General features: G+C 34.9%; 20 protein-coding genes. 17 read left to right on the top strand and 3 right to left on the bottom strand.

All coding sequences use genetic code 11. From position 1 onward, the window contains the following. Positions 1–25 precede the first annotated feature (25 nt). The 3 genes from I583_RS10350 to nrdD form a co-directional block, all read right to left on the bottom strand. A complete protein-coding gene (locus I583_RS10350) occupies positions 26–814 on the bottom strand; it encodes an SDR family oxidoreductase (RefSeq protein WP_010760530.1) in 789 nt (262 codons plus the stop codon). 180 nt (positions 815–994) lie between these two features. Beyond that, the gene (gene nrdG, locus I583_RS10345; RefSeq protein WP_010760531.1) at positions 995–1,597 is read right to left on the bottom strand and encodes an anaerobic ribonucleoside-triphosphate reductase activating protein; all 603 of its coding nucleotides are present in this window, start codon (positions 1,595–1,597) and stop codon (positions 995–997) included. A gap of 694 nt (positions 1,598–2,291) precedes the next feature. Continuing rightward, positions 2,292–4,484, bottom strand: a complete 2,193-nt coding sequence (gene nrdD / locus I583_RS10340; RefSeq protein WP_010760532.1) for an anaerobic ribonucleoside-triphosphate reductase — start codon at positions 4,482–4,484, stop codon at positions 2,292–2,294. Between the two features lie 310 nt (positions 4,485–4,794). Here nrdD and I583_RS10335 point away from each other — a divergent pair, with 310 nt between their 5' ends. The 17 genes from I583_RS10335 (at position 4,795) to I583_RS10255 (ending at position 26,081) form a co-directional block, all read left to right on the top strand. Continuing rightward, a complete protein-coding gene (locus I583_RS10335; RefSeq protein ID WP_010760533.1) occupies positions 4,795–5,562 on the top strand; it encodes an ABC transporter ATP-binding protein in 768 nt (255 codons plus the stop codon). After that, positions 5,552–7,636 (top strand): ABC transporter permease, encoded by a 2,085-nt coding sequence (locus I583_RS10330; RefSeq protein ID WP_010760534.1) that lies wholly within the window; start codon positions 5,552–5,554, stop codon positions 7,634–7,636. The genes I583_RS10335 and I583_RS10330 overlap by 11 nt, the downstream gene beginning before the upstream one ends. Positions 7,637–7,894: 258 nt before the next feature. After that, positions 7,895–8,044 (top strand): teichoic acid D-Ala incorporation-associated protein DltX, encoded by a 150-nt coding sequence (locus I583_RS10325; RefSeq protein WP_010760535.1) that lies wholly within the window; start codon positions 7,895–7,897, stop codon positions 8,042–8,044. 14 nt (positions 8,045–8,058) lie between these two features. Continuing rightward, a complete protein-coding gene (dltA, locus tag I583_RS10320; RefSeq protein WP_010760536.1) occupies positions 8,059–9,576 on the top strand; it encodes a D-alanine--poly(phosphoribitol) ligase subunit DltA in 1,518 nt (505 codons plus the stop codon). Then, entirely contained in the window at positions 9,573–10,778 is a 1,206-nt protein-coding gene (gene dltB, locus I583_RS10315) for a D-alanyl-lipoteichoic acid biosynthesis protein DltB (protein ID WP_010760537.1), read from the top strand. The genes dltA and dltB overlap by 4 nt, the downstream gene beginning before the upstream one ends. A gap of 48 nt (positions 10,779–10,826) precedes the next feature. Beyond that, positions 10,827–11,063 carry a D-alanine--poly(phosphoribitol) ligase subunit DltC gene (dltC, locus tag I583_RS10310; RefSeq protein ID WP_010760538.1) on the top strand — a complete coding sequence of 79 codons (237 nt, stop codon included), beginning with the start codon at positions 10,827–10,829 and terminating at the stop codon, positions 11,061–11,063. Continuing rightward, complete coding sequence (gene dltD / locus I583_RS10305; protein WP_010760539.1) at positions 11,063–12,334, top strand: D-alanyl-lipoteichoic acid biosynthesis protein DltD; 1,272 nt, start codon at positions 11,063–11,065, stop codon at positions 12,332–12,334. Before dltC ends, dltD begins: the two co-directional genes overlap by 1 nt. A gap of 295 nt (positions 12,335–12,629) precedes the next feature. Further along, positions 12,630–16,691: a SpaA isopeptide-forming pilin-related protein gene (locus I583_RS10300; protein ID WP_010760540.1), complete on the top strand. Its 4,062-nt coding sequence runs from the start codon at positions 12,630–12,632 to the stop codon at positions 16,689–16,691. 330 nt (positions 16,692–17,021) lie between these two features. Then, positions 17,022–18,104 (top strand): M42 family metallopeptidase, encoded by a 1,083-nt coding sequence (locus I583_RS10295; RefSeq protein ID WP_010760541.1) that lies wholly within the window; start codon positions 17,022–17,024, stop codon positions 18,102–18,104. Between the two features lie 20 nt (positions 18,105–18,124). Continuing rightward, positions 18,125–18,937 (top strand): DUF975 family protein, encoded by an 813-nt coding sequence (locus tag I583_RS10290; protein WP_010760542.1) that lies wholly within the window; start codon positions 18,125–18,127, stop codon positions 18,935–18,937. A 219-nt stretch (positions 18,938–19,156) separates the two neighbouring features. After that, positions 19,157–21,796 carry a MucBP domain-containing protein gene (locus I583_RS10285; protein WP_016249901.1) on the top strand — a complete coding sequence of 880 codons (2,640 nt, stop codon included), beginning with the start codon at positions 19,157–19,159 and terminating at the stop codon, positions 21,794–21,796. Between the two features lie 162 nt (positions 21,797–21,958). Then, positions 21,959–22,699 carry an MBL fold metallo-hydrolase gene (locus I583_RS10280; protein WP_034683318.1) on the top strand — a complete coding sequence of 247 codons (741 nt, stop codon included), beginning with the start codon at positions 21,959–21,961 and terminating at the stop codon, positions 22,697–22,699. A 13-nt stretch (positions 22,700–22,712) separates the two neighbouring features. Further along, positions 22,713–23,717 carry a lipoate--protein ligase gene (gene lplA, locus I583_RS10275; RefSeq protein ID WP_010760546.1) on the top strand — a complete coding sequence of 335 codons (1,005 nt, stop codon included), beginning with the start codon at positions 22,713–22,715 and terminating at the stop codon, positions 23,715–23,717. Positions 23,718–23,923: 206 nt separating this feature from the next. Next, positions 23,924–24,259, top strand: coding sequence for a PadR family transcriptional regulator (locus tag I583_RS10270; protein ID WP_010760547.1), 336 nt, complete (start codon positions 23,924–23,926; stop codon positions 24,257–24,259). Beyond that, positions 24,249–24,611, top strand: a complete 363-nt coding sequence (locus I583_RS10265) for a DUF1048 domain-containing protein (protein ID WP_010760548.1) — start codon at positions 24,249–24,251, stop codon at positions 24,609–24,611. Before I583_RS10270 ends, I583_RS10265 begins: the two co-directional genes overlap by 11 nt. A gap of 86 nt (positions 24,612–24,697) precedes the next feature. After that, positions 24,698–25,378 carry an O-methyltransferase gene (locus I583_RS10260; protein ID WP_010760549.1) on the top strand — a complete coding sequence of 227 codons (681 nt, stop codon included), beginning with the start codon at positions 24,698–24,700 and terminating at the stop codon, positions 25,376–25,378. A 76-nt stretch (positions 25,379–25,454) separates the two neighbouring features. After that, positions 25,455–26,081, top strand: coding sequence for an endonuclease III domain-containing protein (locus I583_RS10255; protein ID WP_010760550.1), 627 nt, complete (start codon positions 25,455–25,457; stop codon positions 26,079–26,081). Positions 26,082–26,153: the final 72 nt, after the last annotated feature.

The raw sequence follows: 26,153 nt of genomic DNA, 5'->3' as shown, positions 1-26,153 counted from the left end.
CGGGAGCTAAACACTTTTTTCCATATTAAAGTAAAGATTCTGCTCCATCTACGTAAAGCTCAGTTCCAGAAATATTAGCCGATGCATCAGTTGCCAAAAATAAAACAGATTGCGCAACTTGTTTACTAGTTCCAGTTTTATTTTTTAAAGGACGATTGCCTTCAGGAAATTCCACTTTGATTTCAACTTCTTTTAATTCATCTGAATAGGTTGTTTTTTCATTGATGGCTGTGTCGATAGCACCAGGACAGATGGCATTGACCCGAATGTTATAACGCGCAAGTTCTAGGGCAGCCATCTTTGTAAAGGCAACTTGCCCAGCTTTTGAAGCACTGTACGCTGATGCACCAAAATTATTAAAAATTCTAGTCCCGTTGATAGAACTTGTGATAATAATTGAGCCACCGTTCTCTTTCATATGGGGAATCGCAAATTTTATGCATAAAAAAGTACTACGCAAATTAGTGTTTATTGTACGATCCCATTCATCAATTGTTAAGGTTTCGATGGGAGCCCAAGTTCCATTTATTCCTGCATTACTGAAAAAGATATCCAAGCCTTCTAGACTATCAGTTAATTCGTCAATTGCTTTTTTTAAGCTAACTTCATCGGTTACATCCACACTTCTGTAGTAGCATTCATGACCGCTTTGCTTAAAATCTTTAGAAATGGTTTCTAACCGTTTTTTGTCAGCGTCAATTAAACCTACGATAAATCCTTTTTCGATAAATAATTTGGCTGTAGCATAACCAATTCCCGAAGCAGCCCCCGTGATGATCGCTTTTTTTACAGATGATGACTGATTTTTTGTCATAATAGTTTCCTCCTTATTTTTTGTTTGAGTGTATTCAAGAACGAATTATTCTATTTTTTTATTGTAATATACATATAAAAGATGAGCCAATAATTCGATAAGGTAGTGGATTTAACTAAAAAACACTACAGCCATGAGAAATTATTCTACAGCTGCAGTGGTAAGAATTGATGTGATCGATTAAATTAAGTTCCCTTTTTTTATTTGTTCATAGGTTTGTTCAGCATCATGGCATTTATCCCAAATGACAGCTTTTCCAGTAGCTAATGATTTTTTGACATCAATGATTCGTTGGTTACTACTGCCTCTGAATTGAAGGTTTAAGTTCTTCTTAGCTAATTCAAAACGACCATCTACTAAGATATCAATTTTGTTTAATAGTTCAAGTTTATCTTCAGATTCTAGTAACAGTTCTTCAAAAGTATATCCTGACCAAGACCAGATATCTTTATTTAATCCAAATTCTTTGTGTATTCGATCGACAACAGTCAAGCAAACAGCTGTATTTAAAAAAGGTTCTCCACCCAATAAGGTAAGCCCTTGTACATAATCGTGAGACAAATCTTCGATGATTTTATCTTCTAATTCTTTTGTGAACGGTTTACCATAGCGAAAACTTTGCACAGCTTGGTTAAAACAACCTTCACAAGCAAAAAGGCATCCACTAACATATAGACTATTGCGCACGCCTTCGCCATCCACAAAGTTAAATGATTTATAATCTGCAATATAGTTTTGACTAAGTTCTTTAGCCAACCATTCTTGCGGTTTAGGATTTCTCATTTTTTAGTCATCCTTTCAAATAAAAACGATGCTTGCTAAAATTGCAGGGGATACCGTTTTTTTGGAATTAACATATTCCACTTTTTATCGAATCTAGCTACATGAACCAGATCTTTCAACAAATAGATAAAATGCTTGTAAAGATAAAAAGCATCTTTACATCATTTTCCTAATTTGTTCAAGATCTAACCGGTTCAATCCGCTTTTTATTGAATCTAGCTACATGAACCAGATCTTTCAACAAATAGATAAAATGCTTGTAAAGATAAAAAGCATCTTTACATCATTTTCCTAATTTGTTCAAGATCTAAACGGTTCAATCCGCTTTTTATTGAATCTAGCTACATGAACCAGATCTTTCAACAAATAGATAAAATGCTTGTAAAGATAAAAAGCATCTTTACATCATTTTCCTAATTTGTTCAAGATCTAAACGGTTCAATCCGCTTTTTATTGAATCTAGCTACATGAACCAGATCTTTCAACAAATAGATAAAATGCTTGTAAAGATAAAAAGCATCTTTACATCATTTTCCTAATTTGTTCAAGATCTAAACGGTTCAACCCGCTTTTTATTGAATCTAGCTACATGAACCAGATCCTTCAACAAATAGATAAAACGCTTGTAAAGATAAAAAGCATCTTTACATCATTTTCCTAATTTGTTCAAGATCTAAACGGTTCAATCCGCTTTTTATTTCATATGTTTCACACGGGAAGATATTTCTTTGTGCCTTCCGTGAACCATTGGTCTAGCTTGTGGATTGCCTAGATATCCACAGGTACGTTTGACAACATCACATGATTTTGGATCGTGGTTGCCACACTGTGGACATTCAAAACCGCGTTCTGTTGGATTGAAATCTCCTTCAAAGTTACACTCATAGCAATGATCAATCGGTGTATTTGTTCCGAGATAGCCAACACGATCATAAGCATAGTCCCAAACAGATTCTAACGCTTTGGGATTTTGTTGTAGGACTGGGTATTCACAATAGTGGATAAAACCGCCAGAACAATATTGTGGATAATCTTTCTCAAAATCTAATTTTTCAAAAGGTGTTGGATTTTTACGAACATCATAATGGAAACTATTTGTGTAATAATCTTTATCGGTGATATTCTCTACCACGCCAAACTTTTCAGTATCTAAACGACAGAAACGATCAGTTAAACTCTCACTTGGTGTAGAATAAACGCTAAAGTGATAACCATAAGTATCGCCCCATTTATCTGCATGAGCTTTTAAATCTTTTAAAATCGCAATGGTAAAGTCTTTTGCCTCAGGATTCGTTTCCCATTCTCCACCGTAAAAAGCAGAAGCGACTTCGTACAACCCAATATAGCCGAGTGAAACAGTAGCACGTTTATTTTTGAATAATTCATTGACTGATTCTTTTTTAGATAATCGTTTTCCAAAAGCACCATACATATAAAGAATCGGCGCATTTGCAGGTGTTGCTTCTTTGCAGCGTTCAACGCGATAGACTAAAGCATCTTTCATCGTTTCAAGACGCTCGGCTAAAAGAGTCCAGAACTTATCCACATCTCCATGAGCTTCTATTGCGATTCTAGGAAGATTCAAGGTGACAACACCCAAGTTCATACGGCCGACATTGATTTCCTTGCCTTGTTCATCTTTCCATCCTTGTAAAAAAGAACGACATCCCATTGGGACCTTAAAGCTGCCAGTCAAATCGACTAATTTATCGTAATTTAAAACATCAGGGTACATTCGTTTCGTGGCACACTCTAATGCTAGTTGTTTTACATCGTAGTTTGGATCTGTTTCATTTAAGTTTACCCCGCGTTTCAAAGTGAATATTAATTTAGGAAAAATTGCCGTTCTCTTTTCACTACCTAAACCATTGATTCTGATTTGTAAGATTGCTCGTTGAATTTCTCTTTCAAACCAACTTAGTCCTAATCCAAACCCTAAAGAAGTAAACGGTGTTTGTCCGTTAGATGTAAATAATGTATTGATTTCATACTCTAAACTTTGCATTGCATCGTAAATATCTTTTTGAGTTTTAGCTTTTGCATATTCCTTCTGACGTTCAGATCCATCGATCCATTCTTTTGCATCAGCTAAATGTTTTTGATAATTTAGTTCAGCAAATGGAGCTAATAATTCATCTACGCGGTCAGCTGAACAGCCGCCGTATTGACTAGAAGCGACATTTGCAATAATTTGAGAAATTTGGGCTGTAGCCGTTTGAATCGATTTAGGGGATTCAACTTCAGCATTACCAATTTTAAAACCATCGTTGAGCATTCCTTTAAAATCAATCAAACAACAGTTAGTCATCGGTGTATATGGATGATAATCTAAGTCATGATAATGGATATCACCTTTTTGGTGTGCATTTGCAACATGGGGAGGTAACATTTTTAAGCCAATCGATTTACCTACGATTCCAGCAGTTAAGTCTCGTTGAGTGTTGAAAACATCACTGTCCTTATTCGCATTTTCGTTTACCACTGACTGATCCTTATTGATTAATTTACTGATCGTAAAATTGATGTCAGTCGCTTTACTGCGTTCAAAATCACGACGGGTGCGGTAGTTGATATATTCTTCAGCTAGTTCATATTCATTTTTTGCCAGTAAAATATGTTCGACAATGTTTTGAATCTCATAAATCTTTACATCTTCAGCGAAACGATCTGAAATTTCTTGATCAATTCTTTCTACGATTTCTTGAATCCGTTCATGAGCAAGCGGGTCTAAAGAACCTCGGATTTTTTGTTCAGCTTTGATCAAAGCATCATAAATTTTTCGATCATCAAAATCAACTAAACGTCCATCTCTTTTAACGATTTTCATCGTATTCAAGGTTGAATCAGTAGAACTCACTTCATTATTGGCTTGCTTTATTTCCATCATTTGCTACCCATCTCCTCATAGATTTATTCCTTCCTTATCATAAAACAATCTATTGAATCTTTCAACTATATGTAGTGTGAAATTTAATTTTTATTCCTTTTGAATAACTACATATAGTGTTTATGAGAAATGAAAATATAGTGAAAACAACTCCCTGAAAGGTTTGTGGAAATTGTCACAACATTCTTGCTTAGAAAAATAAATGATTACTAAAAAAATTTTTATTATTACTTAATTGTAAGAGGAAACGATGTTCAGTTGTGCAAAATATTGGTAGAATAAGGACAATGACTAAACTGGAGAGAAATAGATGAAAAAAATTTTAGAAGTGAACCATTTAAGCAAATCTTATGGGTATCGAAGTAATAAAGTACAAGTTTTAAATAATATTTCCTTTTCTGTTGATCAAGGTGAATTTGTGGGAATCATGGGTCCAAGTGGTGCAGGAAAATCAACATTATTGAGTACTATTTCAACAATCGCATTACCAACAACTGGAAGTGTTCAAATCGATGGTCAAGATATTTTGAAAATGCGGGACCATCAAATTAGCGATTTTCGTCGTAAAAAGTTAGGGTTTATTTTTCAGAATTTTAATTTAATGGATACGTTGACGGTGAAAGATAATATCTTGTTACCGTTGGCTGTTGATCGAATGCCATTAGTTGAAATGGAACAACGTCTAACTCATGTTGCCAACATTTTAGGAATCGATCAGTTATTGACTGCTTACCCTAATATGATTTCTGTTGGGCAAAAACAACGTGTGGCCGCAGCACGAGCATTGATCACCAAACCTAAAATCATATTTGCAGATGAACCTACTGGATCACTGGATTCAAAATCAGCTGCCGAGTTACTTCAATATATGACAACTATGAATTTACAAGATGATGCAACGATCATGATGGTTACTCATGATCCGTATACAGCAAGTTATTGCAATCGCATCTTATTTATTAAAGATGGGGTGATTTTTTCAGAAGTTGTTCGTCAAGGTTCAAGAAAAGAATTCTTTAATCGGGTGATCGATATGCAGGCAACGATTGGCGGAGGTGGCCGTGCCAATGATTTTTAATTTGTCTTGGAAAAATTTCAAAGGACAATTTCTTAATTATTTAGTTTATTTTGTCAGTATGACGTTTGCCGTGGTTGTTTACTATTGTTTTAGTGCGATTACTTATAATCGATCACTGGCTAACAGAGTCGGACAAGAGGTTCATATCAATGGTGCGATGAACTTAGGTGGTATTCTGGTTGTAGTCATGATTTTAGGCTTTATGTTTGCGGCAAATCATTTCTTCTTATTAAAAAGGGGAAAAGAAATTGGTTTATATCATTTAATTGGGATGCGTAAAGGACAGATTTCTTTTTTATTTTTTGTAGAAACGCTGATTTTAGGCGCAGTTTCGTTAGTTACTGGGATTCTCTTAGGGATTGTTTTTTCTAAGTTATTTTCGATGATTCTAGCAAAAGCGATGTTTTTACAAGTAGAAAGTCTCTTTTTTGTTTCGGTTCCTTCCATGATCCAAACAAGTTTAGTGTTTGTTTTTATGTTAGTAATGGTTTCTATTCGAAGCAGTTGGTTGATCTACCGCTATCAAGTAACCAATTTGCTTAAACCAGTCGGAAAAAATACGATCCATTCAAACAAACAATCTATCGCAAAGATTTTTTTAGGTATCCTTGGTGTAATACTTATCTGTACTGGCTATTTTTTATCCTATAATGTTATTCATTTTGGTACACTGTTACTGCATACGAGATTGGGGTTTTCTGGTTTTTTGATTGCTCCTTTGGTCATCATGTTTATCTGTATAGTAGGAACGTATTTATTTTTTAAATACACAATGTACCTAATTGCATTTTTATTTGGGAAAAGTAAATTCAACTACTATCGAAATTTAAATATGCTCGCTTTAGGAAATACAAAACTTCATATTAAAAGAGGCGGAAATACATTATCTGCTGTGACTGTTTTTATTGCCATTGCTTTAGGCATGATCGGTGGTGCGGCTTCTATTTATACTATAGGGATGAATTCCGTAAACACAACAGCACCGACTGACTTTATCGTGGCTGAGAATGATTTTGAAAAAATAGCGCAAATAATTGAAAAGGAACCGGATACAAAAATTGATTCACTAGTCACATTAAATTATAAGTTGACGGGTAGCCAATTTCATCTTAAAATTGGACAGGAAGAAGATCAAAATACACTGGGATTAATAAATTTATTGGCACTCTCAAATTATCAAGAATTTCAAAAAATAAACCCTTATTTAAAAAATATTGAATTGAAAAATAATCAAGATATTGTCATTTTAGATAGTATTCAAAATATTTTAAGTGGATTTATTCGTTATGATTCTAACTTTAATTTACCAAATGGAATAAATCTTCATGTATCGGATGTAAGACCAGATTACTTAGGTCAAGATTTATTAAGATACAGTTTCCCAACAGTGATTGTATCCGATGAGCAATTCAATGCGATAAATTCCGATATGGTATATCAACTGAGGGCGTTTAATATTGAAACAAAAGATGAAGAAGCACTTGCAAATAAATTATCAGAAAGCGTAAAACCTAAATGGGACACACCTGTTTACTATAAGTTTGAGTTGAAAAACAATCAGGTAGAAGGCTATATATCAAAAACAAGCCGGCAAACTGAGAAAAAAAGTGAACAATTTTCGGAAGAGGATGAGCAGGAATATTGGCAATTGAATTATACTAGTCGTTTTTCAGATTTAAGATATCAGAGAAGAGTGATGGGATTATTCATATATGTGGCAATGTTTTTAGGCATCTTAGCCTTGATCATCACTGGTAGTATCTTGATGCTGCAGCAATTTTCTGAGGCAGAGCGAGAAAAGGAAAGTTATGATTTATTAAAGAAAATCGGTGTTCCTAAAAAAGATATTACAAAACTAGTCTATCAGCAAAATAGTATTATCTTTTTCCCACCAATGATCATAGGCGTTTTACATGCAACCTTTGCAATCTATGTTTTTAGTAAATATATTTCAAGTTCTGGTTACTGGTTGGCTTATCTTTCTTGTGGGCTATTGATTTTGATTTACCTAGCGTATTACTTCTTGACATCTGCGATTTATTCACGGATTATCCATGGAAGAAATCAGAAATAGCTTAAATTTTTTTTAAGGCTTTTATGGCATCTTTGAATGGGAGAATTGACTAAAAATACAAATTTTTTTGTATTTCTTTTACTATAAATAGGGTGGAACAATCAGTTTTATGTTTTGTCCCACCTTCTTTTTATGCAGAAGTGACAAAACTGTTAGTGTAAAAGGGGCTTTAATTTACGAATTAAGTTTCTTTTTTTATTGCTTTTGATTACAATAACAGTACGAAAATGTGAATATATGTAATTTTGGAGGCATAAAATGAAACAATTTTTTGATAAACCCACTGTACAATATTGGGGGAAATTCATTGGAAAAACCGTTTTTTATTTTGCGATACTACTAATGTTGATTTATTTATATCATTATAAAAATATTGATGGCGGCTCATTTATTTATAATGAGTTTTAGGGAGGGAATACTTCATGACGATTTTAAATATTATTGAAGCAATCGACCGTTGGGGGATGAAGGAACCAAACCGTCCCGTTTATATTGAAACCAATCGAACGTATACTTATGGAGAGCTGAAGAAAGACTCCGATGCAATTGCTGCTTATTTGCATAAAAACATAGAAAAGACTCGTCCGCTCGTTGTTTATGGAGAGTTGGAATTTGAAATGCTGGCTTGTTTTTTAGGTGCATCAAAGGCCGGACATGCATATATACCTATTGAAGCACACACACCAAAAGAGAGAGTTGAAATGATTTTAGAAGTAGCTGATCCAGCAGTGGTATTTTCTATCAAGGAATGGCCAGAACTCGAAACAGCTGCTGAGATTGTTTCGCTAGGGGAACTTCAGGATATCTGTGCTACATCATGGAATGTTGATACGCCGCTTGAACCAGTTAAGGCATCACAAACCTACTATATTATTTTTACCTCGGGCACGACAGGTGTACCTAAAGGGGTTCAAATCAGTCATACAAATCTTTTAAGCTTTGTTAATTGGGAATTGACAGATTTTGGCATAACAGAGGGGATGCGCTTTTTATCGCAGGCACCTTATTCTTTTGATTTATCAGTGATGGATGTTTATCCTGCCTTGACTTCTGGTGGTTCTTTAACACCAATGCGCAAAGAGGTTATCAATGATTTTAAACAACTATTTACTGTATTGCCGACTTTAGATATTGAAGTTTGGGTTTCAACACCGTCATTTATGGATATTTGTCTGATGGAACCGACATTTGATGGAGAACATGTTGATAGCTTGAAGATTTTTCTGTTCTGTGGAGAAGAACTACCTAAAGCAACAGCTCAGAAATTATTGGAACGTTTTCCTAATGCACATGTTTTTAATACCTATGGTCCAACAGAAGCTACGGTAGCTATTTCTGGTGTGGAGATTACACCAGAAATTCTAGATGAGTATAGTCGTGTGCCAATTGGCCGTGTTAAAAATGATACGGATGTTTATATCATGAATGGTGATCAAGAAGTCTCAGCTGGAGACGTTGGTGAAATCGTGATTGCAGGTCCGAGCGTTTCTAAAGGCTATCTGCATAATCCAGAAAAAACAGCAGATGCTTTTTTTGAATACAAAGGTCAAGCAGCATACCGTACGGGAGATGCTGGGAAACTAAAAAATGGTATGCTGATTTATGATGGACGGATCGATTTCCAGGTTAAACTTCATGGCTATCGAATTGAACTTGAAGATATCGATCACCATTTAGCAAGTGTTTCTTATGTAAAACAGGCAGCCGTAGTTCCAAAATATCAAAATCATAAAGTTCAGCAGCTAGTAGCATTTGTGGTCGCTCATCCTCATGATTTTGAAAAAGAATTTAAATTAACGAAGGCTATCAAAGAAGAGTTAAGCTTGTCAGTGATGGAGTATATGATTCCTCAAAAGTTCATTTATGTAGAACAATTGCCACTGACAGCGAATGGAAAGATCGACCGCAAAGGGTTGATGAATGAGGTGAATGCAACGTGATCGACTTTCCTCACATGATTCCTTACGCGAATCCGATTTATTTTGTTTATTTGCTAATAGCGCTTTTACCGATGATTCTGACTTTATTGATCAAAGGCAAACGTTGGGCTTGGTATCAGGTTTTAGTTACACTGTTATTCTTGTATATGAGCTTTGGCGGTGAAGACTGGAAGCAAGGCGCGGCATTGATTGGTTATGTCATCTGGCAGACGATCTTGGTTTGGTTTTACTTTCATTATCGTCAAAAGAAAAATGAAAGTATGGTCTTTTATCTAGCTGTATTTTTAGCAATTTTGCCCTTAGTTTTGGTTAAGGTAATGCCTTTTGTTTCTGGACATGCTTCATTGTTAGGATTTCTTGGTATTTCTTATTTGACCTTTAAATCTGTGCAGATCATCATGGAAATGCGTGATGGTTCGATCAAAGAATACAATATTTTCCGTTATATTGAATTTCTGTTATTCTTTCCAACGATTTCATCGGGACCGATCGATCGTTATCGCCGTTTTGAAAAAGATGTAGAAAATCCGCCAGCACCCGAAAAATATGTCGACTTTCTAGGAAAAGGAATTCATAATTTTTTCCTAGGATTCTTATACAAATTTATTATTGGCTATTATTTTGGTCAGGTACTGATGCCAGTTGTAGCTAAGATGGCTGTTAAAACAGGTGGTTTTTCTTGGGAACTAGTTGCTTATATGTATATTTATAGTATGTATTTATTCTTTGATTTTGCTGGTTATAGCTTATTTGCTGTTGGAACTAGCTATTTGATGGGCTATGATACACCAGTTAACTTTAACAAGCCTTTCTTAAGTTGGAATATCAAAGAATTTTGGAATCGTTGGCATATGACGCTATCATTTTGGTTTCGTGATTATGTTTATATGCGTTTAATGTTTACTTTGATAAAGAAAAAAGTTTTCAAGAGTAGGATCGTTGCTTCAAATGTAGGTTATTTTGCTTTATTCTTATTGATGGGAGTATGGCATGGATTAACATGGTATTATTTGGCTTATGGGTTTTACCATGCTGCGCTGATTTGTTTAACCGATGCTTGGTTGCGTTTCAAGAAAAAACATAAGGAGCAAATACCATCTAATAAATTCACACATGCTTTTGCGATTTTCTTAACTTTTAATGCAGTTTGCTTTAGCTTCTTGATTTTCTCAGGATTTTTAGATACATTATTCTTTAAATAAAAACAAATAATTTACAGTTAAAAGCTGTACGACAGAGGAGAACGACACATGAATATAGAAGAAACAGTTTTAGATATTTTAGAAGAAATTGCTGGTACAGATGAAGTCAAAGAAAATAGAGACGTTGATTTATTTGAAGAAGGCTTGATGGATTCACTAGCAACCGTTCAGCTATTAGTTGAAATCGATGGACAATTAGGTGTACAAGTACCAGTTTCAGAATTTGACCGCGATTTATGGAACACACCAAATAAAGTTATCGAACAAGTGAAAGCATTACAATAATGAGCATGAAGAAAAAAATCTTTGGAATCTTTGGACCGATCCTGATTTCCGCGGTGCTACTAGTTGGATTCTTCTTTGCACCGTTTAAAATAGATTTGGATAGCAAACGTGTATTAGCGGAGGCTTCAACTTCTATGGCGACCAATGTGCTTAGAGGCAATGCAATAAAAAATAAAGCAATTGGTTCAAAGGAATACATTCCATTTTTTGGCTCTTCGGAGTTGAGCCGAATCAGTCCATTTCACCCCTCTGTTTTAGCAGACAAATATGATCGGAGTTACCGACCGTTCTTATTAGGAGCGCCAGGCACACAATCCTTAACACAGGCTTTGATGATGCAATCGATGGGGAAAAATCTTTCTCATAAAAAAGTCGTTTTCATTCTTTCACCACAGTGGTTTGTGAAAAATGGAGTAACCAATGATTACTTCAATGCTTATTATTCTGAGCTGCAAACCTATCAATGGGTCAGTGATTTAAAACAAGTGACAGCTGATGATATTTATCTGGCAACACGTTTAATGGACTTTCCAAAAGTAAAAGAAGACAAACGTTTAGATAGTGCTTTGAAAGAGATCATTTCAGGAAAATTACCAAGTTCTTCCAATAAGCAATATATCGATTGGATGATCAATATGTTTTCTCGTGAAGATGAATTATTTGGCAAAATCGGAATGGTAAGCAAAGACAAAGAAATTAAAAAGGCTAAGAAACCACTGCCTAACGCATATAATGCAAATGAGTTAGATCAATTAGCCGCAGAAATAGGTCAAAAAGAAACGAGCAACAACTCGTTTGAGATCTCTAATTCATTTTATACTAAACGACTAAAGAAGAAATTGAATCGTTTAGAAAATTCTCAAACAGATTTAGATTATCGTTATTCTCCTGAGTTTTCTGATTTACAGCTAGTCCTAAGCCAATTGGCTCAAGATAATGCGGAAGTATTATTTATTATTCCACCAGTGAATAAGCATTGGTCGGATTTCACAGGACTTTCTCAAGAGATGTTGCAAGACTTTGCAAAGAAGGTCAAGTATCAATTAACGACCCAAGGCTTTAATAATATTGCAGATTTTACTAAAGAAAGTGGTACACAATACTTTATGGCCGATACGATTCACTTAGGCTGGCGCGGTTGGTTGGCTGCAGATCAAAAGATTAAGCCATTTCTTGAAAGTGATTCAGGCAAAGCCCCAAATTATAAACTTGATGAGTCATTTTATTCAAAAGAATGGCAGCAGAAAGAGCCAAATGAAATAAATAAGTAGATAAAACGAAAAATAGGCCGAGACAAAAGCGTTTAGCTCCGAGAAATAAGTGGGAATTCACGAAAATTGCTTTTCAAATTTTTGTGAATTTCAGCTTATTTCCGAAGGAGTTGCTTTTTTCTCGCCATTTATTCGGATTTAGAGCGTGAAACAAAACTGTTCTTTAGTTTTGTTTCATGCTCTTTTTTATTTAATATAAATTAAAATATATTGTGAATTAGACTATAAAAAAACTTTTTATATGTTAAAATAATGATAGTTATATATTTTTTAATAAAAAGAAAAGAGGATATTGATGAAAAAACAGAAATTTTGGATAGTAATGGCGATACTATTAATGATTGCTAACTCTTTGATTCCTGTATTTAGTTTTGCTGAAACATTAACAACCGAAGAAACGTCTATTCATGAGCTAACAAGTGAGACATTGAACAAAGGGGATTCTTCAGACAGTTCGGAAAGCGCTATTATAAGTGAGTCTTCAACAGATGACACAACAGATAAGCCAACAGAATCAAATGGAAACGCTACAAACGTAGAAACGCCCAAGCAGCCAGAAACAAGTTTCTCTACTGAAACCTTGCTTAAATCGAATCAAGCAGATATACAACAAACTGAGAACTTAGTAACCAATGCTACGCTGACTGATCCTAAAGGTATAGAGTACAACACCACAACAAATCGTCCGCAAAGACAAGCACCATTAACTTTAATATTACAAGTTGGAACAGATAATCAAACGATTCAGGCTGGAACCTATGAATATCAATTACCAGCAGATATTGCAATTTCAAACAACATTTCTGGAAGATTAGAGACAGTCGGAAGCTGGACTATCGATATGACTGGAAAACTTACGATCATTTTTACTGAAACAGTAATCAATGGAAAATATCAAATTGATGTAGAAACAAGTTTTATTCCATATAGCGATGATAGTGATTTACTTAAAACAATTGTTTTTCAATTAGCAAATAATCAAGAAAAACAATACGAGTTTTTATTCAAACTTTCCGGTGAGGGAAGCGTTAGCCTGAATAAAAATAAAAACTTCAATACAGATATTGTTTCTACTGAGATAAAAACCAATATCAATCGACAAACAATACAGCCAAATCAAAAAATAATAGTCAAAAATACAATCAATAAAAAAGGCTCAAATCAAAGTGAAGATGCATCAGCCTATCTCAATATCAGGGATGTGAAAGTCTTCTCACAAGATGTTTCCATGGGTGGAAATTTGATTGGAGAACCTGTTTTGTTAGGCGGCAGAGATTACACAATTCAACAAAACAATGCTAATTTAGAAGTTATCTTAACGAAAGAAACAAATAAAGCTGTGATTCTTACGTATGAATCGGTCATCAATGAAGACTCGATCGTTAATGAAGAGCTTTACAATCTGATAACTGAGGCGACTGTCTATGGAACATCACTTTCAAGTTATGTTTACTTCCAGTATAATCATAACCCTCATATAACCAAAAAAGGTGAATACAATGTAAAAACGAACACAATTGTCTGGACGATTGATTACAATTTAGATAGCACAGAGCTGAATCAGGACACAAAATTTACAGATATTCTCAAGGATGAGGTTGCGAATGATTTAACTTTTTCCAATTTGAAAATTTACTATTTATATGTTTATGGCACCAATTCAATCAGTCAAGGCGGTTTTGCTCCAACAAGTCATTGGGATACAAGTGGTTTTGGTCAATACACAACGGAGTATACTTATACCAATAATCAAAGCCCAACAGCACAGGCTTATCGCTTTGTCTATGAGACGGCAGTTCAAAATCCTAGTCCACGTATGATAGAAAATAAAGCTTCAGATACTTTAGGAAGTGATGAAGCAAAAATCAACCTAGCGCCATCCAATATTTCTAAAATATTGGAAGAAGATTCTCTAGATTTGACAGAGGGTACAGTGGACTGGTCCATTATTGTCAATAGTAAACATTGGGGGATGCAGTTTAATCAAATGATCGATACCTTTGGTGAGCGAGTTAAAGAATTAGTGGACGGATCTGCTGATTTTTACTATTATGCAAAAGGTGATGACAAAACCAAACATCCATTAGTTGCTGGACTAGATTATACGATCAGTAAAACAAGTTCGGGTTTTACAGTGGATATGTTAGGTGGGCATAGAGACGTTACAACCAATAAATATGTTTTAACGTATACAAGCAAATTTGACAATACAGACGTTAAAGTAGGAGACGAACTAAGTAATAAAGTCTCTCTTGCAGGAAATGGCTCTATTCCGATGGAAGCTTCGGCAACCTTTAATATTCCAAACTTTTTAGTTGAAGGCGGCAAGAAAAACGTAGTTTATGCAAGCACCGCTGGAGTATTTACTTGGACGATAGGAATCAATGAAGAACGTCATAAATACAAAAATCTAATTTTAGATGATGACATTGAGTCAATTCAAAAATTAGATAAAGACTCAATTGAGATTCTTGAACTAGATAAAATTATCAATCAAGACGGCAAGGAAGTCGTTATGACAGGTGAAAAAATCCAACCTGGAGATGCCCGCTATCCAACCGTTATGGAAATCAAAGACAACCATATTCATCTAGAATTTTCTTCGATTGGAAATAAAAAAGTAGCAATCAGATATAAAACAGCACCAAGCACAGCACCTGTTTCTGATTACTACACTAATTTTACGAATACAGCTAAAATCAGTGATGAACAAGGCTACAAACATGACCTTAAAGCGGAACAACTGGTTGCTTTAGGAATAAATACTTATAAAACTGGTAGAGTTTCTACAGTAGATAATAAGCTTGCCAGCTGGTATGTTCAAACGAATATCATGCCCGAAAACAAGCCCTATAAAAACTTAGTTTTAGAGGATAGTTTCACACTGAGTGATTCCTCAAAAGCCGAAAACACTAATTTTGTGATAGGAAATGATGCATTTGTTGTCAGGGAATTAGTGACGAATAAAGTTCTTAAGCTAGGTGAAGACTACGAAATTACATTCACATACGATGCAGATCAGAGTCCAGCAGGTGCGTTGCTCAAAAATTTTAACACGAATTATTTCAAAATTACGTTTAAAAAGGAAACTCGAGGTGTTTCTGTTGAGTATCAAACAGTTACAACAAAATCAGCAAATGTACTTAATACTGCTGTTTTTTCAAATGATAAAGCGATCAAAACAGATTGGTCAACAGTAAATCATACTGTTACAAGTGGTTCTGGTTCAGGAAAAGGCGTAGGGCAAATTCCATTGAAAAAAGTTGATGCTCTTACACAAGAACCACTAAAAGGAGCTGTGTTTGAACTGTTTGACAACAAAAGTAGCCAATCACTAGGATTAAAGGTGACGTCTGATCAGGATGGAAACGCAACATTCCAATCAGTCGCTGAAGGTGAGTATTTGATTAAAGAAATCACCGCACCGGATGGTTATAAAGTATCTGATGAGTCTCAAAAAGGCATACTGTTATCAACAAAATCAGATGATGACATAAACGCTCCAGATTATGTAACAATCATTAAAAACCAACCGATCATCACAACAGGGACTTTAGAATTGAAAAAAGTGGATCAAAATAAAATAGATTTACCAGGAGCTAAATTTAATTTATCTCGCAATAATCTGGGAACAAATGAATATTACCAGATAGATAAAAATGGTGAGGTAAATTGGATACCGGATCAAAAAGAAGCTCACGTTTTTAACTCAAATGAACATGGGATAATCACTGTTGATGATCTGACTGAGGGTGAATATGTTTTTACAGAAATCGAGGCACCAATCGGTTACGTATTAGATCAAGAACCAGTTTCATTGCTATTGACGAAGGATTTGATCGAATCAGAAACTGCAGCCAAAGGGATTAAAGTGAACAAATTGCTCATAATAGGGGAAATTTTAATCAGCCATGTAGATACCAATGGAATCAAAATTGGGGATGATGGGATAGCCAAAGGGATAGTTGGTACAAAACAAAAATTTCAACCGAAAGAAATCAAAGGTTTTCGATTTAAAGAAGTCCAACAACCAATAGCTAAATTCACAAATAGAGTGGGGCAATTAGTCGGAACTGACGAAGTTATGTTTACAGAGGCACCACAAAAAATTGTTTATGTATATGAAAAAGTATCAGTACCACCGATCATTGATCCGGATGTACCTACAGAAAAAACTGTAGTGCAGACTAAAAACAATCAACTACCAAAAACAACCTCAGTTGCTGAGAAGAAATTACCAAGGACAAATGAACAGGTAGACTACTGGTGTAATGTATTAGGAAATAGCTTGATTATTAGCCTATTAGCTTACTACATTATGTATAACTATAGAAAAAAACAAATAGATAAAAGATAATTTTTTTATCTAAGGACAGAAGAGTTTAATTCCGAGAACTAAGTAGGTATTGTGAACATCAGTTCATTACATCACTGTGCTTTTCAACTTATCCGGATTCTACATGACTGGGATATGACTCGCAGAGTCATATCCTAGTCGTTTTTATATATATAGTTAATTTTTCAAGAATGTTAAGAAGTGATATAATACGATTAATAATGAATAAGTAGCCTCAAAGTTTAGCTTTTTTGAAAAAAATAATGATATTTCAGCGCGTCATTTTTATTTTTTTATTTTCAATCAAAGCTGAATGAGTCCGCTACGTTTTTAAATTTAGGAGGGAATATTTTGGATCAAAAAGAAGAACGTTTATTAATAGACTTAACAAATGCTAAAGGAGTACCTGGAAATGAAGGGGAAGTCAGAGAAGTATTCAAAAAATATGCAGAGCCTTTTGCAGATAAAATCATGTATGATGGTTTAGGTAGTATTATTGCTAAGCGTGTTGGTGATAAAGAAGGTCCAAAAGTTTTTTTCTCAGGACATTTAGATGAAGTCGGTTTTATGGTGACACAAATTACAGAAAAAGGGTTTATTAAATTCCAAACACTTGGCGGTTGGTGGGGACAAGTAATGTTGGCTCAACAAGTGCAGATCAAGACAGGAAAAGGTGAGCTGTTTCATGGTGTGATTGGCTCAAAACCGCCTCATGTTTTAACAGCAGAAGCCAGAAAACAACCTTATGATGTTGCAGATATGTTTATTGACATTGGCGCTTCTAGTGACAAGCAAGTGGCTGAGTGGGGCATCAAACCCGGAGATATGATCACACCTTATATTGAATACCGTCGAATGAATGATACAAAGTTTATGTTAGCCAAAGCTTGGGATAATCGTATTGGCACAGCGGTGTCTTTAAGAGTGTTAGAAAACTTAGCAGAAGAAGGTCATCCTAATATTTTATTTGCCGGAAGTGATGTACAAGAAGAAGTTGGCTTGCGCGGTGCACAAACAAGTACGCATTTAGTTGATCCAGATATTGCTTTTGCATTAGATACAGGAACCGCAGGAGATACTCCTGGTATGACACCAAAAGAAGCTGACTCTGAGCTTGGAAAAGGGCCACAAATCTTAATTTTTGATGCTTCAATGATTCCGCATAAAAAGTTACGTGATTTTGTGATTCAAGTGGCGGAAGAAAATAACATCCCGTTCCAATACACAGTGATTACAGGAGGGGGCACAGATGCGGGGAGAATGCATTTAACTCGAAATGGTGTTCCATCACTCGCAATCACAGTTCCAGTTCGTTATTTGCATTCCCACACATCCATGATTCATGAAGATGATTATTTTAATACGGTTAAATTAGTAACGGAAGTAGTGAAGCGATTAGACAAAGAAACAGTAGATAAGCTTCGCAGTTATTAATCAAAGAGGAGATGAATAATATGAAAAGTCAAATAACGAATGGCATGCATCGAGAACAAGCTCGAATATCATTAAAAAATCAATGGGGAACGATGGCTTGGATTACATTTCTAGCTGTATTTATCCGTTTTATCATAGGCTCAGTGATCGGTAGTATTGCCAATTTACCACAAGATAGTGCAGGAAGTAATTTTATGTCCTTTTTACTAAATAACTTTCTCTTTTTTGCTATTACTTATGGTACTTATTATTGTGCGTTGCAAGTTTTACGTGGTAAAAGAGTTCAAGCAGGAATGTTAACAACTATTTTTCAAGGTAAGTTTTATATTCCGATGTTAGTGATTAATCTTATCCAATACGTTGTTGAATTACTGTTAAATTTAATTGTATTACTGCCAATTCTTCTATCATCTGGAGTGACTATGTACTTTGGATTGATGTTTAATACTGTTTCAGTTGAACAATTTCAATCTGAAATGGGGGGAGATATCTTTCTAGCTTTATTATTACTGATCTTCGGATTTTTAATGATTCTAGTGGGTATTTTTGTTAGTGGTGTCTTCCAATTTGCAGTTTGGGTAAAACTTGATGATCCTGAATTATCAGTAGGAGATGCCCTGAAATATGCATTGTTCTTGATGAAAGGCCGTTTTGGTCAATATTTGCTTCTTCAAATTTCATTTATTGGCTGGTTTATTATAGGGGCACTAGTTTTCGGGATTGGTTTATTATGGGTAATTCCTTACCATGATGTTGCTGTGGCAAGTTTTTATGATACAGCTCGTGAAGAAAAAGGTGCACCGCTTGTCGTAGATAATGAGTCAAACTTTTAACCTTATATGACATGTTATTATAAATAAGAACTCTCTTTTGTTTTTTATTAAAAATAAACAAAAGAGAGCTTTTTTTAAATGATTGAATATTTAATGTTAAAAAAAGATATTTTTTTGAAAATATATAAAAATAATGTGTTTTTGAGAGCTTTTTTACTGTACATAACGAAATTTTTCGATTAGTATTATTCAAAATGAAAATCTGATAGGAGAATTTTTTTGAAGAAAATTAGTATTACATTACTGTTTACTTTATTATTTAGTATTTGCCAACCTAATATTATTTGGGCTGAAACAATCAATAACTCTAATCATACAATTACTAATGAGTTAAAAGAAACAGTAGAAGATTTAGATTCTTTAGAATCTAGTGCGACAATCGAGACGAATGAATTGTCTAATAGCCAGGAAACGACTGAATCTACAGTTTCAAATGATAGTAAAGAAAGAGAAGTTTTCATGCCAGACATATCTACTACTGATATTGCAACAGGTCGCTTTGGAACTAGTGATTGGTTTATAGATAATGCAGGTGTACTTCATATTCAGCAAGGTGAGTTTGATGATACTCCGATGGTGGGAACTTATCATCAAAGTCCTTGGTACGCGTATAGAAATTCTATAAACAAGATTGTATTTGAAGGACCTGTTGTAGCTTCAACCATTATGGAACGTTTATTTGAAAGTCTACCTAATGTAACTGAAATTGAAAATATTTCCTATCTAGACACGTCAAATACAATCAATATGCAACGCGTTTTTGCTGACTGTACGAATCTGGTCTCATTAGACTTGACCAGTTGGGATACATCTAAAGTTCAAGATATTTTTTCATTATTTAACGGATGTGTGAACTTGGAAAATTTAGAGGTTTCGACTTGGAACACACAAAATATGACTGCAATAACCTATGCATTTGCGAGGCTGCCAAAATTAAAAGTATTAGACTTATCAAATTGGAAACTTGCTCCAATTAATTCAGCACAAGGGGTTTTCATGGAAGATAGTTCATTAGAATCATTAGACTTGTCTGGATTTAACATGACTAATTTAGATCGTTCAAATCCTTATGCAACATCACGATTTTTCCAAAATACTAGTGCCTTAAAAGAATTAAAGCTGAGTTCAAATTTTAGATTTATAGGCAGTGACACTAATACTAATCCTGAATTACCCATGATTACTGCAGATGATAACTATACTGGAATATGGCAAAATGTTGGTGAAGGGACGATCGATAATCCTAAGGGTACAGATAGTTGGACGAGCAGAGAATTGATGAGTAATTTTGATCTTACTCCAAAAAATGATACGTATGTTTGGCAGCCTGCTAAGAGAATAGCCGCTGACGTTACAGTAATCTATGTAGATGAAAAGGACGAAGAAATTTACACGCCCATAACGATTGGCGGAAATATTGGAGAGTTATACGATGCAACAAGTCCAGAGTATAAGCTTACAATAGAGGGTTATAAATTAGACGAATCGAATCTACCAGACAATGCATCAGGTACATTCAGTGCTGATGCCCAAACAGTAGTGTATAAGTACAAAAAAGACCCAGTAAAAGCCGCCGATGTGAGAGTCACTTATGTAGATGAAATGGGCGAAGAAATCCATACTGCTCAAACAATCGGTGGAAAGATTGGAGAACCATACGATGCAACAAGTCCAGAGTATAAGCTTGCAATAGAGGGTTATAAATTAGACGAATCGAATCTACCAGACAATGCATCAGGTACATTCAGTGCTGATGCCCAAACAGTAGTGTATAAGTACAAAAAAGACCCAGTAAAAGCCGCCGATGTGAGAGTCACTTATGTAGATGAAATGGGCGAAGAAATCCATACTGCTCAAACAATCGGTGGAAAGATTGGAGAACCATACGATGCAACAAGTCCAGAGTATAAGCTTGCAATAGAGGGTTATAAATTAGACGAATCGAATCTACCAGACAATGCATCAGGTACATTCAGTGCTGATGCCCAAACAGTAGTGTATAAGTACAAAAAAGACCCAGTAAAAGCCGCCAATGTGAGAGTCGCTTATGTAGATGTAATGGGCGAAGAAATCCATACTGCTCAAACAATCGGTGGAAAGATTGGAGAACCATACGATGCAACAAGTCCAGAGTATAAGCTTATAATAGATGGCTATACATTAGACGAATCGAATCTACCAGACAATGCATCAGGTACATTCAGTGCTGATGCCCAAACAGTAGTGTATAAGTACAAAAAAGACCCAGTAAAAGCCGCCAATGTGAGAGTCACTTATGTAGATGTAATGGGCGAAGAAATCCATACTGCTCAAACAATCGGTGGAAATATTGGAGAACCGTACGATGCAACAAGTCCAGAGTATAAGCTTGCAATAGACGGTTATACACTTGATGAAAGCAAGTTACCTGAACATATGTCAGGAGTATTGAGTGATAAACCGCAAGCAGTGGAATATGTCTATACAAAGAACACTTTGAAAATGGCAACTATCACGATTAACTATGTAGATGAGAATGGTAAAAAAATCCATGATTCTATAGTCGTTAGTGGTAATATCGACACCCAATATGATGTTTCAACAGCAAAATATAAGCTTACGATAAACGGCTATACACTAAATGAAAGTAAATTACCAAAAAATTCAAAAGGTACATTTGAAAAACAAAATCAGACAGTAACGTATGTATACAGCCAGAATAAAACAATCCAAAATAACCAAAAGCCGACTAATACTAATAAACAATTGCCTTTAGCTGGTGAGACTAATAAACAATCATTAATGATGATGGGGACAGGAATTATATTATTAAGTGGCGTTCTATACTTTGTTAATAAAAGAAAACAAAAGCATAGCTGACCTAACTCTTTAATTAAACTATCTTTAGAGGCAATAAAAAACTAAAAGATAACTTAAAATAGTTATTTTTTAGTTTTTTTTGTACAATCATGCCTGTTTCTATCAATGATTTCCATTTTTATGTTACCATTAAGTGAAAACGAATCAAGGAGGTCGATGAAGTTGAAAATAACCGTTTTAGGCTGTTTAGGTGCTTATCCTTATAAAGGAGAAGGAACCAGTTCTTATCTACTAGAATCAGATGGTTTTAAGTTGTTACTAGATGCTGGAAGTACAACCTTAGTCAATTTAGAAGAGCATCTTGATCCATTAACATTAGATGCCGTGATTTTGTCTCATTACCATTATGATCATATCGCAGATCTTGGTGTGCTACAGTATTATCGCCAATTATATCCAGTGATGGAACCAACACCTATTTTGCCGATTTATGGTCATACAGACGATGCTGTACACTTTGAAGCATTGAATATGCCTGGGGTGTCAGTAGCCGTTCCTTATTTTGAAGCAGAAGAATTAAAGCTAGGTCCTTTTCTTGTAACATTTATGAAAACGATCCATCCTGTACCCTGTTATGCGATGCGTTTTGTAGAAGAAAAAACAGGCAAAGTATTTGTTTTCACCGGTGATTCTGGCTACTTGGAAAGTTTTGTCGATTTTGCGAAAGATGCTGATGTCTTTTTAGCAGATACGTATCTATTTGAAGGAAACGAGCAGCACCATGCTCATTTTACATCTAAAGAATCAGGGGAAATCGCAAAAGCAGCGCAAGTTAAAAATCTGATTCTGACCCATTTACCACAACATGGCTCACTAGAAGAACTGAAGAGACAAGCCAAAAAAGCCGCTGGCGACCAAGTATCCGTTAGTTTAGCAGAGAAAAATTTAGTTATCGAAATTTAAGGAGTGGTGAACTGTGATTTTTGTACCAAATGAAAATAATGACCCAAGAGTCAACTTAGCGATCGAGACGTATTTATTAAAAGAAAAACCTCTAGATGAGCCCATTCTATTATTTTATATCAATGACCCCTCAATTATTATTGGTCGTAATCAAAATACAATCGAAGAAATCAACAAAGAATATGTAGATGAACATGGCATTCATGTCGTTCGTCGTTTAAGTGGCGGTGGTGCTGTTTATCACGATCATGGAAATTTGAATTTTAGCTTTATTATGCCTGATGATGGTAATTCTTTCCGTGATTTTGCAAAAGTGACACAACCAATCATTCAAGCTTTGCATGAGCTAGGGGTTTCTGGTGCCGAATTAAAAGGCCGAAACGATTTAGTCATTGATGGAATGAAATTTTCTGGGAATGCGATGTATGCTACTGCTGGAAGAATGTTTGCTCATGGCACGTTGATGTTTGATAGCGACATTGATGAAGTAGTGAACACATTAAAAGTTCGCAAAGATAAAATCGAATCAAAAGGAATCAAATCTGTTCGTTCACGAGTAACCAATATCAAACCATTCTTACCGGCAGATAAACAAGGTATGACGACAGAAGAATTCCGTGAAGATATTTTATTGAAGATCTTTGGTGTAGACTCTGTTGATCAAGTAAAAACATACGAACTAACGGATGAAGACTGGGAAAAAATCAATAAAATTTCTGACGAATACTATCGTAATTGGGATTGGAATTATGGTAAATCGCCAGCCTTTAACTTAGAACGTCATCAACGCTTTCCAATTGGATCCATCGATGCACAAATGAATGTAGAAGATGGAGAAATCAAAGAGATCAAAATCTTTGGCGATTTCTTTGGTCTAGGTGAAATCAAAGATGTAGAAGAAATTTTGACTGGCACAAAATATGAAAAATCAGCAATTGAAGCAGCGGTTGATCAAATCGATATTAAAAAGTATTTCGGTAATATTGAAAAAGAAGATTTGGTCGGTTTACTTTATTAAAGTAGAAAACAAAGAACCTGTATTAAAACTAGAAAATAGTTTTAATACAGGTTCTTTTAATTCCATTGCAGACTACTTAGCAAAACAAAGTAGTTGACAAGTTAACTACTAAGCTATACTATATACCTGTACCTAATATTACTGAGTAGTGAGGGAAAATAATATGAACCTCAAGTATCATATGAAAGAATAGGTGATGAAGTATTATGAACGGGACCACAGAAATGCTTAAGGGCGTTCTAGAAGGAGTTATTCTGGAAATTATCAAGCGACATGAAACATATGGTTATGAAATAACCAATAATTTACAAGAACATGGATTTGAAGATATCGTTGAAGGAACGGTTTATACTATTCTTTTACGTTTAGAAAAAAAGAACTTAGTCACTGTTACAAAGAAGAAATCAACTGTTGGACCAATGCGTAAATTTTATTCCCTAAATGAAGCAGGAGAAAAAGAACTCGACCTATTTTGGCAACGCTGGACATTTATTTCAGGCCAGATCGAAAAATTAAAGGAGGGAAAAGATGATGAAAAATAAAAATGTCATCAATTATTTTAAACAGGTTCATGCAGACAAGGTAGAATACAATAAACAAATGGCGCGCTTGAAGGAACTTCCTTCTGACTATCAAATCGTGTACAAAGAAGTTCAAAAGTTTTTATGGGAATTTACTGCAGGCGATGGTATGGATATGCTGCCACCAATGTTGGAACTACTAGATTTTTTTGAAGAAGGTGCCACAAATAATATACCAGTCTTACAATTGGTTGGTGAAGATGTGGGCTCTTTCGCAGAAAATACACTACATGAAATGCAAGCGAAAACACGAATCAACGAACTAAAAAGAAAAATGAACGAACGAATCACTAAAAAAATCAACAAAAAATAGAAAAATTTAGTAAGTAAAAATTAAAATTATTTTTTGACATCATATCCTTCTCTTCGTATAATAAAGAAGCGAAAAGGAGCGATAATATGCGAAACGAAATGATGCATCGACCAGTTGTGAAACAAGAACTTGTTGATTTTATGCGAAATAAACAAAAAAAAATCCAAGGAGAACTTGGCGTGATTGAAGAAGAAGCACACGTTGCTGGAGTGCCGATCATTCCTCATGAAACAGTAGTGTTTCTACAATTTTTTTTAGATCAAATCAAACCTAAAAATATTCTAGAAATTGGTACAGCAATCGGTTTTTCCTCTAGCTTGATGGCCCAATATGTTGGAGAAGACGGACATGTCACTACAATTGATCGATTTGATGTGATGATCAGAAAAGCGAAAGTAACCTATGAACGCTTAGGGTTAACAGATAAAGTGACTTTATTAGAAGGACAAGCAGCAGAAGTTTTACCCACATTAACGGGTCCCTATGACTTTATTTTTATGGATAGTGCGAAATCAAAATACATCGAATTTTTACCTGAATGCTTACGTTTATTACGCGTTGGTGGCGTGTTGATGGTGGATGATGTGTTCCAATCAGGCACAATTTTAGATCCGATCGAAGACATTCCGCGTAGTCAAAGAACGATCCACAGAAAGTTGAATCAATTTTTGGATACAGTCATGACCCACCCAGATTTGACCTCAACTTTATTGCCATTAGGTGATGGCGTGATCATGATCACAAAAGAAAGAGAAATAAGTGAATAACAATTATACGGCTTGGGTCAGGATTTAAGTATTTTGACCTAAGTTTTTTTATGTGATAATAAAGGAGTAGATAAAGATGAAATCAGATAAAGAGAAGCGCCAAGTGTTAAATAATTTAGTTGCGCATTACGGTTTCCAGTATTGGTGGGAAGATACCAATCGTATTTCTGATTGGGTCTCAATGATTTTGATCCAGCAGACGACTGAAAAAAATGCTCATAAAGCATTGAATAATTTGGAACCTTATTTAACTGTGGAAAGTCTCCATGAAATCGAATTAGAAATACTGCAAGAATTGATTCGTCCAGCAGGATTCTTCACTCAAAAAAGTAACTATATCAAAGCATTAATCAGTTGGTTTATTTCTCATGGTAGTGATTTTGAGAAGTTTCGTACTTACTCCACTGAGGCGCTTAGAAAAGAGCTATTGACGATCAAAGGTGTTGGTTCTGAAACGGCGGATGCAATGCTCCTTTATATCTTTGAACGAAATGTTTTTATTGCAGATCAATATGCCATTCGTTTGTTTAATCGTTTAGGGTTTGGTCCATATAAGACTTATGAAGAAATGCGGAAAGACTTTATTCATTTGACCGAAGAAATCCCTCATGATTTATGTAAAGAATGGCATGCAGTGATTGATGTTCATGGTAAGCATTTTGGCAAAGACAAGAATATGGATGAATCATTTTTAATCTCTTAAGCTTAGTTTCCTTCTTTCGATTGTGTTTAACCTTCGTTTAAGTTTCAAGGCGTACACTTTCTCTATAAGAGG

This window comes from Enterococcus haemoperoxidus ATCC BAA-382 (assembly GCF_000407165.1).
In the GTDB taxonomy this organism is placed as follows: Bacteria; Bacillota; Bacilli; order Lactobacillales; family Enterococcaceae; genus Enterococcus_L; species Enterococcus_L haemoperoxidus.
The sequence above is the reverse complement of the archived record's forward strand: the minus strand, read 5'-3'. Positions and strand labels throughout refer to the sequence as shown.

What these genes read in the sequence shown, in the direction of transcription:
- I583_RS10350 (WP_010760530.1), bottom strand. Translation starts at nt 814, where the DNA reads ATGACAAAAAATCAGTCATCATCTGTAAAAAAAGCGATCATCACGGGG.
- nrdG (WP_010760531.1), bottom strand. Translation starts at nt 1,597, where the DNA reads ATGAGAAATCCTAAACCGCAAGAATGGTTGGCTAAAGAACTTAGTCAA.
- nrdD (WP_010760532.1), bottom strand. Translation starts at nt 4,484, where the DNA reads ATGATGGAAATAAAGCAAGCCAATAATGAAGTGAGTTCTACTGATTCA.
- I583_RS10335 (WP_010760533.1), top strand. Translation starts at nt 4,795, where the DNA reads ATGAAAAAAATTTTAGAAGTGAACCATTTAAGCAAATCTTATGGGTAT.
- I583_RS10330 (WP_010760534.1), top strand. Translation starts at nt 5,552, where the DNA reads ATGATTTTTAATTTGTCTTGGAAAAATTTCAAAGGACAATTTCTTAAT.
- I583_RS10325 (WP_010760535.1), top strand. Translation starts at nt 7,895, where the DNA reads ATGAAACAATTTTTTGATAAACCCACTGTACAATATTGGGGGAAATTC.
- dltA (WP_010760536.1), top strand. Translation starts at nt 8,059, where the DNA reads ATGACGATTTTAAATATTATTGAAGCAATCGACCGTTGGGGGATGAAG.
- dltC (WP_010760538.1), top strand. Translation starts at nt 10,827, where the DNA reads ATGAATATAGAAGAAACAGTTTTAGATATTTTAGAAGAAATTGCTGGT.
- dltD (WP_010760539.1), top strand. Translation starts at nt 11,063, where the DNA reads ATGAGCATGAAGAAAAAAATCTTTGGAATCTTTGGACCGATCCTGATT.
- I583_RS10300 (WP_010760540.1), top strand. Translation starts at nt 12,630, where the DNA reads ATGAAAAAACAGAAATTTTGGATAGTAATGGCGATACTATTAATGATT.
- I583_RS10290 (WP_010760542.1), top strand. Translation starts at nt 18,125, where the DNA reads ATGAAAAGTCAAATAACGAATGGCATGCATCGAGAACAAGCTCGAATA.
- I583_RS10270 (WP_010760547.1), top strand. Translation starts at nt 23,924, where the DNA reads ATGAACGGGACCACAGAAATGCTTAAGGGCGTTCTAGAAGGAGTTATT.
- I583_RS10265 (WP_010760548.1), top strand. Translation starts at nt 24,249, where the DNA reads ATGAAAAATAAAAATGTCATCAATTATTTTAAACAGGTTCATGCAGAC.
- I583_RS10260 (WP_010760549.1), top strand. Translation starts at nt 24,698, where the DNA reads ATGCGAAACGAAATGATGCATCGACCAGTTGTGAAACAAGAACTTGTT.
- I583_RS10255 (WP_010760550.1), top strand. Translation starts at nt 25,455, where the DNA reads ATGAAATCAGATAAAGAGAAGCGCCAAGTGTTAAATAATTTAGTTGCG.